This window comes from Staphylococcus equorum (genome assembly GCF_001747895.1).
Lineage (GTDB): Bacteria > Bacillota > Bacilli > Staphylococcales > Staphylococcaceae > Staphylococcus > Staphylococcus equorum_A.
On the sequence record NZ_LNNB01000018.1, the window covers coordinates 104,347 to 117,889 of the forward strand.

Sequence of the window (13,543 nt, forward strand, 5' to 3'; positions counted from 1 at the left end):
CATCTAATGAAGAGATAAGTGAGTGATGGTTGGTGGAAAAAGCGTATCGAATTAAAAAGAATGGTGATTTTCAATTTATTTATAAAAAAGGGAAATCAGTCGCTAACAGACAATTTGTAGTATACACAAAACCCAACAAAAATTTAGAGCATTTCCGCTTAGGAATAAGTGTTTCTAAAAAAATAGGTAATGCTGTGGTTAGAACCCGTATTAAAAGAGCTATTCGTGAAAACTTCAAGATACACAAAGAAGATATGCTACCATTAGATATTGTGGTAATAGCGAGGCAGCCAGCTAAAGATATGGATACGCTACAAATTCAAGCGAGCCTTGAACATGTACTGAAAATAGCAAAGGCTTTTAATAAGCGCATCTAAGTAGGGTGGGGGAAGTGGTTTATTAGACTACCGTTGGTCTAACTTCAGACAACCCTAAGACTAACTGTGTATTTTTTCAATCAAGATATTCGCTTTTTGATAGGAAACTCTTTACAATATTATAATGATAAAATTTAGACAATAAAGGAGGCGAGATGGATGATGGATTTAGATACAATAACGAGTATATCCACGCCAATGGGCGAAGGTGCGATAGGTATTGTACGTTTATCTGGTGCTGATGCAGTTAACGTTGCTGACAAGTTATTTAAAGGAAAACAAAAACTTGCAGATGTAACATCTCATACAATTAATTATGGTCATATTATTGATCCAGAATCAGAAGAAATTATAGAGGAAGTAATGGTTTCTGTGCTACGTGCACCGAAGACGTTTACGCGTGAAGATATTGTTGAAATCAACTGTCACGGTGGTATTTTAACAATTAATAGAGTGCTTGAATTAACAATGAGTAATGGCGCACGTATGGCTGAACCGGGAGAATTTACAAAACGTGCATTCTTAAATGGACGTATTGATTTGTCTCAAGCAGAAGCAGTGATGGATTTTATTCGTTCTAAAACCGATCGTGCATCAAAAGTTGCAATGAATCAAATAGAAGGCCGTTTGAGTGATATGATTAAACGACAGCGACAATCCATTCTCGAAATCCTTGCACAAGTCGAAGTTAATATAGATTACCCAGAATATGATGACGTAGAGGACGCTACTACAGAATTTTTATTAGGTAAATCAAATGAAATTAAAGAAGAGATTAATAAATTATTAGAAACTGGTACGCAAGGTAAGATTATGAGGGAAGGCTTATCTACAGTAATTGTCGGTAGACCGAATGTTGGTAAATCATCAATGCTCAATAATCTGATCCAAGATAATAAAGCTATTGTTACAGAAGTGCCAGGAACGACACGAGATACATTAGAAGAATACGTTAACGTTCGAGGCGTACCACTAAGATTAGTAGACACAGCAGGTATTCGTGAAACTGAAGATATTGTAGAGCGCATAGGTGTTGAACGTTCCCGAAAAGCATTAGGCGAAGCAGACTTAATCTTATTTGTACTAAATTATAACGAAGCACTTTCTGAAGAAGACCGTAAACTTTATGAAGTGATTAAAAACGAAGATGCGATTGTTATTGTAAATAAAATGGATTTAGATAAACAATTAGATATAGATGAAGTTAAAGCAATGATTGGAGATATGCCGTTAATCCAAACTTCTATGTTGAAGCAAGAAGGAATAGATCAATTAGAAATACAAATTAGAGATTTATTCTTTGGTGGCGATGTTCAAAATCAAGATATGACGTATGTATCTAATTCAAGGCATATTTCATTATTAAAAGAGGCTAGAAATACAATTCAAGACGCAATAGATGCTGCAAAATCAGATATACCAATGGATATGATTCAAATTGACTTGACGAGAACTTGGGAAATATTAGGTGAAATCATCGGAGAATCCGCAAGCGACGAATTGATAGATCAATTATTTAGTCAGTTCTGTTTAGGAAAATAATAAGGAGGAAAATAGTATGGCTCAAGAATATGATGTAATAGTAATAGGAGCCGGGCATGCTGGTATTGAAGCAGGACTTGCTTCAGCTCGACGTGGTGCAAAAACGCTTATGTTAACAATTAACTTAGATAATATTGCGTTTATGCCATGTAATCCATCAGTTGGTGGACCGGCAAAAGGAATCGTCGTGCGTGAAATTGATGCTTTAGGTGGACAAATGGCCAAAACGATTGATAAGACCCACATTCAAATGCGTATGTTGAATACGGGCAAAGGCCCAGCAGTGAGAGCATTACGTGCACAAGCAGATAAAGTATTGTATCAACAAGAAATGAAAAAAGTAATTGAAGATGAAGATAACCTTGATATTATGCAAGGCATGGTAGACGACTTAATGATTGAAGATGATGTGATTAAAGGCGTACGTACTAACATTGGAACAGAATACTGGGCAGAGGCAGTTATTATTACAACAGGTACATTTTTACGCGGTGAGATTATCTTAGGAAACATGAAATATTCAAGTGGCCCTAACCACCAATTACCATCTATTTCATTAGCCGATAATTTAAGAAATCTTGGCTTTGAAGTTGTTAGATTTAAGACAGGTACACCACCTCGTGTAAATGCGAAAACAATTGATTATTCTAAAACTGAAATCCAACCAGGTGATGATGTAGGTAGAGCGTTTAGTTTTGAAACTACTGAATATATCTTAGATCAATTACCATGTTGGTTAACATATACAAATGCTGATACGCACCAAGTGATTGATGATAATTTACATCTTTCAGCAATGTATTCAGGGATGATTAAAGGTACAGGTCCAAGATATTGTCCATCAATTGAAGATAAATTTGTGCGTTTCAACGATAAACCACGTCACCAATTATTCTTAGAACCAGAAGGACGTAATACGAATGAAGTATACGTACAAGGATTATCTACAAGTCTTCCAGAACATGTACAAAGACAAATGGTAGAAACAATTCCTGGTCTAGAAAAAGCAGACATGATGCGTGCAGGTTATGCAATTGAATACGATGCACTCGTACCTACACAATTATGGCCAACACTTGAAACTAAAAAAATCAAAAACTTATATACTGCTGGTCAAATCAACGGTACATCAGGTTATGAAGAAGCGGCTGGGCAAGGTATTATGGCTGGTATTAATGCAGCAGCTAGAGTACAAGATAAAGATGAAGTTGTCTTAAGTCGTTCTGATGCATATATCGGTGTATTAATTGATGATCTTGTTACGAAAGGCACAAATGAACCTTACCGTTTATTAACATCTCGTGCAGAGTATCGTCTATTGATAAGACACGATAACGCTGATTTACGTCTAACTGATTTAGGTCACGAATTAGGAATGATTTCTGAAGAGCGTTATGCACGTTTTAATGCAAAACGAGACATGATAAAATCAGAACAAGAACGTTTAGGTAGTATCCGAGTGAAACCACATGATCGCGTTCAAGAAATTATTGAAGCCCAAGGCGGTTCTCGCTTGAAAGATGGTATTTTAGCATTAGAGCTGTTACGTCGTCCTGAAATGACTTACGATTTAATTCTTGAAATTCTGGATGAATCACATGTACTTCCATCTGATGTTGAAGAACAAGTGGAAATTCAAACGAAATACGAAGGCTACATCAACAAGTCATTACAACAAGTTGAAAAAGTAAAACGTATGGAAGAGAAAAAAATTCCAGAAGACTTAGATTATAGTAAGGTAGATAGTTTAGCGACTGAAGCGCGTGAAAAATTAGCAGAAGTTAAGCCATTAAACATTGCGCAAGCTTCTCGTATTTCTGGTGTGAATCCAGCTGATATCTCAATTTTACTTGTTTTTCTTGAACAAGGAAAAATCCAAAGGGTGAAAAATTAAGATGAGTGTAGAATGGTTAACTAAGCAACTCAGTACACAAGGTATAGAACTTTCTGAAGAACAACAACGACAATTTCAAACGTATTATCAAATGCTTGTTGAATGGAATGAAAAAATAAATTTAACAAGTATCACTGAAGAACATGAAGTGTATTTGAAACATTTTTATGATTCAATTGCGCCAAGTTTTTATACGGATTTGACTAAAGAATTAACAATTTGTGATGTAGGTGCTGGTGCTGGTTTCCCAAGCATTCCTTTGAAAATTATTTTTCCGAATTTAAAAGTTATAATTGTAGATTCGTTAAATAAACGCATAAACTTTTTAAATCAATTAGCAGAGGCGCTAGACCTTGAAAACGTAAATTTCGTGCACGATCGTGCCGAAACGTTTGGCAAAGGAGTCTACAGGGAGTCTTATGATATCGTAACTGCACGTGCTGTTGCTAGACTTTCAGTATTAAGTGAATTGTGTCTGCCTTTAGTTAAAAAAGGCGGTCAATTCATTGCTTTAAAATCTTCTAAAGGTGAAGAAGAATTAGAAGAAGCACGTTTCGGTTTAGGTATTTTGGGTGGTAAAGTGCGAGAAACAATTTCATATGAATTGCCAGAAGAAGCAGGCGAGAGACAAATGATGATTATAGACAAGAGAAGTCAGACACCTAAGAAGTATCCTAGAAAACCAGGAACACCGAATAAATCTCCATTGCTTAACAAGTAAATGCAAATCAATACAATTAATTTAGAGGGAGCGCATGGAAAATGAAGAAACCTTTTTCTAAATTATTTGGTTTAAAGAACAAAGATGACATTGTTGGTTATATTGAAGAAGATCATAATAATAGCGTTGAATCTATTCATATCGAACGTATTGTGCCAAACCGTTATCAACCAAGACAAGTATTTGAGCCAAATAAGATAAAAGAACTCGCAGAATCAATAGAAGAACATGGTTTGTTACAGCCTATCGTCGTACGTCCAATTGAAGAAGATATGTTTGAAATCATTGCAGGTGAACGTAGATTTAGAGCGTTTCAATCACTTGGTAAAACACACGCAGAAGTCATTATTAGATATTTAGATGATGAAGAGACTGCTGTGGTTGCACTTATTGAAAACATTCAACGTGAAAACCTATCCGTCGTTGAAGAAGCGGAAGCATATAAAAAGTTATTGGAAATCGGGGATACCACACAAAGTGAATTAGCTAAAAGTGTTGGTAAAAGCCAAAGTTTCATAGCTAATAAATTGCGTTTATTAAAATTAGCACCTAAAGTCATCGAACGTTTACGTGAAGGTAAGATTACTGAACGTCACGCTCGTGCAATGTTAAGTTTGTCAGAAGAAGATCAAGAAATAATGGTTGAAACTGTTATTAGCCAGAAACTAAATGTAAAACAAACAGAAGCACGAGTGAAACAAAAAGTTGGCCCTGAAAAGGTGACGGCTCAAACATTTGGATTTGAAAAAGACTTAACTGACGCACGTGATGCAGTCGGTAAAAGTCTTGAAAGCATTGAAAAAAGCGGCATTAAATATGAACATCAAGCTAAAGATCACGACGACTATTATGAAATAAAGATTAAATTATACAAACGTTAATATAACCAAAATAAAACAATCTGGGAAATAGATCCTAGATTAAATCACTGACTGTTAGAATCCTCATTGGAAATCTAACAGTCTTTTTTAATGTTTAAATTTTATTAAGTTAATATAAAAATTCCATTGTAATATTGTGATAAATCAAAAACTGTGATTAAATTAAGAAAACGCTTACACATTATCTAAAGGGGGGATGATAATATGATTACGTTTATCGTGTCTATTATTTTATTAGTTGTAGGTTATTTCACTTATGGTAAATATATCGATAAGATGTTTGGAACTAAAGAGGAACGTCCGACGCCAGCATTTCATCAGAGGGACGATGTCGATTACTTACCGATGAAGACATCATCTAATTCACTGATTCAATTATTAAATATTGCAGGTGTTGGTCCAATTTTCGGACCAATTATGGGAGCACTTTAAGGGCCTGTCGCATTTATTTGGATTGTTGTGGGTTGTATTTTTGCAGGGGCGGTTCATGACTATTTAACTGGGATGATTTCAATCAGAAATAAAGGGGCTCATTTACCTGAGCTTGCTGGTAAATTTTTAGGAAAAGTGATGAAACACTTTGTTAATATTTTCTCTATTTTATTATTACTCTTAACAGGAACAGTATTTGTGACAAGTCCGGCATTATTATTACATGATTTATTAGACGGACGTATTGCATTAGGCATCATTATTTTTGTTATCTTTATTTATTATGTTCTTTCTACAATTTTACCTATTGATAAAATTATTGGCCGTATTTATCCAATATTTGGGGCATTATTATTAATTAGTGCGGTTGGTATTGGTTTCCGTCTTATTCAAACAGGCGCACCTATTCCAGAGATTAATTTAAAAAATATGCATCCTGATGGGGCATCTATTTTCCCATTATTATTCTTCACGATTACTTGTGGGGCGTTATCTGGTTTCCATGCGACACAAACGCCAATTATTTCTAGAACAACGAAAAAAGAAAATAATGGTCGTTTTATCTTTTACGGTATGATGATTGCTGAAGGGATTATCGCTATGATTTGGGCAGCAGCAGGTATGAGTCTATTTAATGGTTACAATGGACTTAGTGATGTATTAGCGCGTGGCGAAGCAGCTTTAGTGGTAAGTGAAGCTTCTCATTTATTATTAGGTTCTGTCTTAGGGACAATCGCAGTGTTAGGCGTAATCGTCTTACCGATTACGAGCGGGGATACATCTTTCCGTAGTGCCAGAATGATTATTGCTGATTACTTAAATTATGGACAGCGTAGTGTTGTAAAAAGAATTATCGTAGCTGCACCATTATTTGTAATTAGTTTTGCTTTGACTCAAGTAGACTTCACGATACTTTGGCGTTATTTCTCTTGGGCTAACCAAACCACTGCAACTGTTGCTTTGTGGGTCGGTGCTATGTACTTACTCATGGCTAAAAAGAATTTTTGGGTTGCAGCAATACCAGCCGTGTTCATGACATGGAATATATTTACATACATTCTCAGTCAGCCAATCGGTTTAGGATTAGATCTTACTTTAAGCTATGTGATAGCATTTATACTGACGGTATTATGGGTTCTGTACTTTGGTTATCAATATAAGAAAATCACTGCAGGTGAAGAGTTTGAATTAGATCACCAAATTCAATATCAGCAACAAACGATTTAAGTTTTTATATTGGCAGTACTTGGCCGATAGCTAGTTAAACTTGTGGGGCGGATATGAAATCAAATTATGATTTCTATCTTGCCCTTTTTTGTGCTGTCTAAAGGCAGTCTAAAAAACGTTGGTATCATAGGGTGTAAAAGCATTTTGACAATTGAAAAGGTGCATATGTCAAAGAACTTTGGTAGTCTAATAATGATTTCCATATTAATCTCTAGTCAAAGGAGCACGACAAATGAATTTAGGTTCTCAAATTAAGTATTTCAGACAACGCGATTATTTATCTCAAGAAGATTTAGCAGAGAAATTATATGTTTCACGTCAAACAATTTCTAATTGGGAGAATGATAAGAGTTATCCAGATGTTCATAATTTACTTATGCTCAGTTCATTGTTCGATGTTTCTTTAGACGATTTAGTCAAAGGAGATGTGGAGATTATGGAACAGAAATTAAAGCAAACAAACTTTAACTTGTGGTCACATTTAATGGTGTGGCCGATGTTATTAGTAGCAATTTTATTTGGTCCAGCGCTTTATTATTGGGGAACGGTTGGCATTGTCATTGAGGTTGTACTATTTATTATTGCGATGTACGCTTCTATTAAAGTAGATTTAATTAAGAAGTCTAATAATATGCAAACTTACGATCGAATCGTAGCATTTATGAAGGGTGAAGATCCTAATGAGGTTAATACTACAAAACTAAGAAATACCCTGACATTTATATATAGCTTCGTATTAATCGTAGGCGGTTTTTTAATCATTATGCTATTAAGTATGTATTTTTTCAAATAGAAAATATAGTAAAAAGCATCTTTCAAATTTTGAAAGATGCTTTTTTATGTAAATGGGACTGAATGAACTTTTTAGTATTTTGAAAACTTCTATTAAAAAATATAGCAATAAATGTTTGGGCAAGCAGTTTAGTAGTAATCAACTCCCTACAATTTAATAAATTTATTTGTAGATAATGTAGATAATGAAATACCTTAAAAATAAAGACACGTGCATGCTCATCGGCATTCATTTCAAAATAAAAAAATAAAGAATATAGCCAATTTTAAGTGAATTATTATCCTTAAATTGTATTTAATTTTAAGGAGTAAAAAACTACTCCAATATAAGAAAGCGTTTACAAATAAGAAATAAGGTGATATATTAACGTTAATTTGGTTAGTTAAATTAACAAACCAACCAAAAATAAGGGGGCATCGCTAAAAGTTAACGCGTAAAGATAACTATACATATTACTGGTTTGGACATTCTAATTTATGAATAGTTGTTTTGTTAATCATCTATGAGCAGGCATACATTAAAAATTAATGGGGTGGGGATTATGTCCGTTAGTTATGATTCTAAACAAAGTGATAAGAATGAACGATTAGGTATGCCAGAGAAGATTACTTTTGGTATCGGGGATTTTGGAGCGAATTATAGTTGGACCTTTATTGCATCTTTTATAATAATTTATATGACTGATGTAGTGGGTGTTGCTGGTTCAGTAATAGGTACTATTATATTGATTTGTCGGTTTGCAGATGGTTTTTCGGATTTGTTTATGGGAAGTATCATTGATAATACAAATACAAAGATGGGCAAGGCTAAGCCATGGGTCTTTTGGACCGCTCCTATTTTGGGAATCTTAACTATTTTATTATTTAATGTGCCACAATCTTTTGGTGATACTGAAAAGATTATTTATATCTTTTCAATATACTTTTTGATATCAGTAGTGTTTTATACTGCCAATAATGTTGCATATTCTTCTCTTATTTCATTTATGACTAAAAATGAAACTGACCGTGTTTCATTAGGAAGTATCCGTTTTATTTTTGCTAACTTAAGTGTGTTGTGTATTACGACATTTACCACATTTTTAGTTAATGGATTTGGTGGTAATCAGCAAGGTTGGACTGTTACATCTATTATTTATGGCGCATTATGTGCTATACCGTTAATGATTGCAGGATATTTTGTAAAAGAAAGAAACGTTGCAACTAAGAAATATGACCACATTGATAAAAAAGGTGTCAAAAAACAAAAAAACCGCATACCTTTTACATTAATTATAAAAACATTAATGACAGAAAAATACTTTCTTATTACTATTGTTTTATATTTACTATGGTATTTACGTCAAACAGATAATAGCATGAGAATATATTATGCTACGTATATTTTTAACGATGAAAATGTTATGGCACTTTTAAGTTTTGCTACTTTAATCCCAACAATTTTAGGTTTACTACTTGCAGCTAAATTTTCAGAAAAGGTTGGAATTAAGAAAAGTATCATTATTGGTTTAGTAATATCAATAATTTCTTATATCATTATGAGTTTGTTTTCGGAAAACTTAACTATGTTAGTTATAGGTTTAGTTATACATGGTATAGGAATCGTACCATTTACTGCTGCACTCAGTGGTATTGTTGCAGATATTGGCGATATTATATATTGGAAAACAGGGGTGCCAGTACAAGGGTCAGTGTTTAGTTTGGCTAGTGCTGGGATGAAAATTGGATCAGGTCTACAGTCAGCTATTGTAGGGTGGTCATTGTCCCTCGGTGGTTATGTCGCAGGAGCTTCAATACAATCTGAAAGTACTATATTTGCCATAAAATCGATGCAAATATACTTTCCGTTTTTAATGGTTATAATGATAATGATTGTTACATTCTTTTTAAATTATGAAAAATTCATAGGTAAGGTTAAGGACCAAATAAGAAATAATGAAGTGGGAGAACTGAGAAATAAACAAATATATAAATAAGCGGAGGTTATATTATGTCAAAAAAATTATATGTAGCTAAAACAGGATCAGATTTTGCTAAGGGGTCTGAGGATGAGCCGTTATTAACAATTAATAAAGCAGCTTCGCTTGCGTTACCTGGGGACACTGTAATCGTTCATGAAGGCATATATAGAGAAGAAATAAACGACATAAATTCAGGATTAAGCGAGTCTCGCAGAATTACATTTGAAAGTGCAAAAAATGAAAAAGTGACTGTAAAAGGCTCTGAAGAAATAAATGATTGGCATCTTGTAGAAGGAAATATATGGAAAGTAGAAGTTCCTAATCAATTATTCAAAACATTTAATCCTTTTTCAGTGAAATTATTTGGTGATTGGCTTGAGGTTGATAATGATCAGACTTTAGGGCAAGTATATTTAAATGGTCATGCACTATTTGAAGTAAATGCTTTTGATAGATTGAAAAATCCACAAAGCGTCGAAAAAGTATTTGATCATTGGACTGAAAAAGAAGTTGATTTTGATTACGCTGATTTATCGACATTTTTATGGTATGCGGAAGTAGATGAAAATAGTACTACGATTTACGCTAATTTTCAAAACTATAATCCAAATGAAGAATTAATAGAAATCAATGTCAGAGAACACGTATTTTCGCCAAGTCAAACACATACTAATTATATAACAATTCGTAATTTTGAATTAGCGCATGCGGCAACACAATGGTCTCCACCTACAGCTAAACAGACTGGTTTGATTGATACGAATTGGAGTAAAAAATGGATCGTAGAAAATAATTATATACATGATTCAATGTGTAGTGGTGTTTCAATTGGTAAAGAGATATCTACTGGACAAAACTTTAGTTCAATTAGAAAAGATAAACCTGGCTATCAATACCAAATAGAAACAGTTTTTAGTGCTGTTAACGCTGATTGGAATAAAGAAACGATAGGATCACATATTATTAGAAATAATAAAATTAGCGATTGTGGACAAAATGCTATTGTGGGTCATTTAGGGTGCGCTTTTAGTGAAATATATAATAACCACATATTTAATATTGGTAATAGAAGAGCGTTTTTTGGATATGAAATTGCTGGTATTAAACTACATGCGGCTTTAGATACACAAGTTTATAATAATTACGTTCATAACTGCTCTTTAGGTATGTGGTTTGATTGGCAAACTCAAGGAACAAGAATTAGTAAAAATATATTCAATGAAAATACAAGAGATCTTTTTGTAGAAGTGACAAGCGGACCTTATCTCGTCGATAATAATATATTAACTGCTGATTACGCTTTAGATAATCATGCACAAGGTGGCGCTTATGTTAATAATATTATTAACGGTGAAATGGTTCATAGATTGATGCTAGATAGATCAACGCCTTACCATGTGCCACATAGTACATTAGTCGCTGGATTTGCTCCAGTTTATGGAGGAGACGATAGATTCTACAATAATATATTTATAGGGAAAAATGCTGTAAATAATATTGGAACTGAACTGTATAATGGTTATACAACATCTTTAGAAGAATATAAGTATTTGGTCTCTCAAGAAGAAGGAGATCACCAAGCTTATCATAAAATAAAACAACCTGTTTTTATTAACAATAATGCTTATTTCAATAAAGCCAAACACTTTGAAAAAGAAGAAAATAATTTAATAGATGAGAACTTCAATCCTGCGTTATCTTTAGAAGAAGAATCAGAAGGTTTATATCTTAACATTTCATTACCAGCATCATTTTTTGAAATTAAAGGAGAAACCCAATCAAGTGATACTTTACCTAAAGTAAGACTAGCAGATGCAGACTTTGAAAGTCCGAATGAAAAGCCAATCAGTATTAATACTGATTTAGTAGAAAATATGAGAACGGATACTACTCTATTAGGACCGATTGAAAATTTACAAGCTGGTGAAAACAAAGTGCTAATTTGGAAACACAATGAAAACGGCGACTATCTGTAGGACTGAGTCATTATTATACAGATGAAATGCACAAAATAATTAGAACACTATAATATTCACAAATGAAAAACAGCCTCAATTTTTAAAAATTGAAGTGCATCCCAAAAGTTGGACATAAAAATTCAACTTTTAGGGATGTTTTTTATGTCAAAATACTATTAATCTATTTTTATTATTGCTTTATACAGAAGCAATGTGCTTTAACAGTTGATTTATGATAATATAGAATAATTGTTTTTTTATTTAATTTATTTAAAAACTTTTTATTAAAACCATAGGAGATATTAGTTTATGAAATATTATGAAGAAATACCTGTTATAAGAGCTATAGCCACGATGTTAGTTCTATGTATACATTTAACAGCTCAATTGTATAATTCAAATGGTGTCATAACAGATCCTATTTTGTCATATTTTAATCAAATAGCGAGATTAGGAACACCAATTTTCGCCGTAATCAGTGCATTTTTGCTTACAAGTTCGACTTTGAATAGAAAATTTAGTTTATTATACTTTATCAAATCAAGATTCACTAAAATCTTTATACCTTATATACTATGGACAACTTTATATATAGTATTGAGGTATCTTTTTACTAATACATATTATCCTCCAGGGACGCCTTTAATAAAATACTATATACTTGGTACAGCTGAAATACATTTATATTTCATTTTAGTAGTAATTCAATTTTATTTACTATTTCCATTCGTACACAAACTTAAAAAGGGGTTACCATTAATAGCAGCATATATCATTGCGACAATAATAAATGTAATTTGGTTGAATTATGGTAGAGGTGAAATCACATTCCAAAGTGACTTATTAAACGCTTTTGTTAATAGTAAAGCATTTATATTGAATTGGCTTTCTTTCTTTTTCCTTGGCATTTGTTATGCGAAGTTTTATAAAGAAATTAATAGAACAATATTAGAATATAAAATTTATGTCAAAATAATAGGGATGATATTATTTGTTGATTTAATAATCAGCATTGATATTACAAATTTATATGGTTCAAGCAGTATAGCTAACATCATTTATATACCATTCTTTCTTGCGCTATTAATTATATTTTATAATCATGTTAAAAATTATAAGTATTTAATGAAATCTTTAACAGTTATAGGAAATTATTCTATGGGGATATACTTGATTCATGTTTTATTAATTATGATATATAGACAGTATCCTTATGCAGATATTGTTAATAATCCATCTACGTTTGTTATTTCTTATATCGTTATATTATGTCTTTCTGTAATATCCATTTATTTAATAAGTAAATTGCCTTTTTCAAGTTATATTGTACCGATTCCAGCTAAAAAAACTATTATTAATAAGCGTGTACGAAATGAGAAGACATAGTGAAGCTGTAATATGAGCATTAAGGTATTAGAAAGAACAAGCTTTCAGGACGACAGACTTATCCATCTACAAATAGAGAAAATAAGTAAATAGATATGTAAGAACATTTTGAATGCTAAAGCGTAAAATTTAAATGAGAGGCTGAGACAAAATACGTGTCTCAGCCTCTCATTTTATCTATTTTAGTGATTGAATTGATAAGATCTATTTAGTTCACTGTTATTCTTTTGTATTACAACCTTCTTTAGAACCGCAAGAGCTGCATTTTCCTTCTTTAGATTTTTTTATAAATTTAGTTAATGTAAATATAGTGTAGCCAAAAATTGCTAAAAAGATAACGATGTTAATGATAATCGACATAAAATCACGTCC

10 protein-coding genes and 1 pseudogene are annotated in these 13,543 nt (G+C 32.6%); 10 read left to right on the plus strand and 1 reads right to left on the minus strand.

The annotated features are described in order from the left end of the window. Positions 1-32: 32 nt before the first annotated feature. From rnpA to AST02_RS08470, 10 genes and pseudogenes are all read left to right on the plus strand, one after another. Complete coding sequence (gene rnpA, locus AST02_RS08425) at positions 33-377, plus strand: ribonuclease P protein component (RefSeq protein ID WP_069817419.1); 345 nt, start codon at positions 33-35, stop codon at positions 375-377. A gap of 162 nt (positions 378-539) precedes the next feature. Continuing rightward, positions 540-1,919, plus strand: a complete 1,380-nt coding sequence (mnmE, locus tag AST02_RS08430) for a tRNA uridine-5-carboxymethylaminomethyl(34) synthesis GTPase MnmE (protein WP_141714595.1) — start codon at positions 540-542, stop codon at positions 1,917-1,919. A 16-nt stretch (positions 1,920-1,935) separates the two neighbouring features. Beyond that, a complete protein-coding gene (gene mnmG, locus AST02_RS08435; RefSeq protein ID WP_069817342.1) occupies positions 1,936-3,813 on the plus strand; it encodes a tRNA uridine-5-carboxymethylaminomethyl(34) synthesis enzyme MnmG in 1,878 nt (625 codons plus the stop codon). A gap of 1 nt (position 3,814) precedes the next feature. Further along, complete coding sequence (gene rsmG, locus AST02_RS08440; protein WP_069817344.1) at positions 3,815-4,534, plus strand: 16S rRNA (guanine(527)-N(7))-methyltransferase RsmG; 720 nt, start codon at positions 3,815-3,817, stop codon at positions 4,532-4,534. Positions 4,535-4,575: 41 nt separating this feature from the next. Then, on the plus strand, positions 4,576-5,415 hold the full coding sequence (locus AST02_RS08445; protein ID WP_002506209.1) for a ParB/RepB/Spo0J family partition protein: 840 nt from the start codon (positions 4,576-4,578) through the stop codon (positions 5,413-5,415). Positions 5,416-5,619: 204 nt separating this feature from the next. Then, positions 5,620-7,074: pseudogene (locus tag AST02_RS08450) on the plus strand (carbon starvation CstA family protein). A gap of 232 nt (positions 7,075-7,306) precedes the next feature. Continuing rightward, positions 7,307-7,867, plus strand: coding sequence for a helix-turn-helix domain-containing protein (locus AST02_RS08455; RefSeq protein WP_069817346.1), 561 nt, complete (start codon positions 7,307-7,309; stop codon positions 7,865-7,867). Positions 7,868-8,408: 541 nt separating this feature from the next. Then, positions 8,409-9,842 carry an MFS transporter gene (locus AST02_RS08460; protein WP_069817348.1) on the plus strand — a complete coding sequence of 478 codons (1,434 nt, stop codon included), beginning with the start codon at positions 8,409-8,411 and terminating at the stop codon, positions 9,840-9,842. Between the two features lie 14 nt (positions 9,843-9,856). After that, entirely contained in the window at positions 9,857-11,803 is a 1,947-nt protein-coding gene (locus AST02_RS08465; protein WP_069817350.1) for a right-handed parallel beta-helix repeat-containing protein, read from the plus strand. 291 nt (positions 11,804-12,094) lie between these two features. Next, positions 12,095-13,171 carry an acyltransferase gene (locus AST02_RS08470; RefSeq protein WP_069817352.1) on the plus strand — a complete coding sequence of 359 codons (1,077 nt, stop codon included), beginning with the start codon at positions 12,095-12,097 and terminating at the stop codon, positions 13,169-13,171. A 219-nt stretch (positions 13,172-13,390) separates the two neighbouring features. Here AST02_RS08470 and AST02_RS14120 read toward each other — a convergent pair whose 3' ends face one another. Further along, positions 13,391-13,531: a FeoB-associated Cys-rich membrane protein gene (locus AST02_RS14120; RefSeq protein WP_081333363.1), complete on the minus strand. Its 141-nt coding sequence runs from the start codon at positions 13,529-13,531 to the stop codon at positions 13,391-13,393. Positions 13,532-13,543: the final 12 nt, after the last annotated feature.

What these genes read in the sequence shown, in the direction of transcription:
- mnmE (WP_141714595.1), top strand. Translation starts at nt 540, where the DNA reads ATGGATTTAGATACAATAACGAGTATATCCACGCCAATGGGCGAAGGT.
- mnmG (WP_069817342.1), top strand. Translation starts at nt 1,936, where the DNA reads ATGGCTCAAGAATATGATGTAATAGTAATAGGAGCCGGGCATGCTGGT.
- rsmG (WP_069817344.1), top strand. Translation starts at nt 3,815, where the DNA reads ATGAGTGTAGAATGGTTAACTAAGCAACTCAGTACACAAGGTATAGAA.
- AST02_RS08445 (WP_002506209.1), top strand. Translation starts at nt 4,576, where the DNA reads ATGAAGAAACCTTTTTCTAAATTATTTGGTTTAAAGAACAAAGATGAC.
- AST02_RS08455 (WP_069817346.1), top strand. Translation starts at nt 7,307, where the DNA reads ATGAATTTAGGTTCTCAAATTAAGTATTTCAGACAACGCGATTATTTA.
- AST02_RS08460 (WP_069817348.1), top strand. Translation starts at nt 8,409, where the DNA reads ATGTCCGTTAGTTATGATTCTAAACAAAGTGATAAGAATGAACGATTA.
- AST02_RS08465 (WP_069817350.1), top strand. Translation starts at nt 9,857, where the DNA reads ATGTCAAAAAAATTATATGTAGCTAAAACAGGATCAGATTTTGCTAAG.
- AST02_RS08470 (WP_069817352.1), top strand. Translation starts at nt 12,095, where the DNA reads ATGAAATATTATGAAGAAATACCTGTTATAAGAGCTATAGCCACGATG.
- AST02_RS14120 (WP_081333363.1), bottom strand. Translation starts at nt 13,531, where the DNA reads ATGTCGATTATCATTAACATCGTTATCTTTTTAGCAATTTTTGGCTAC.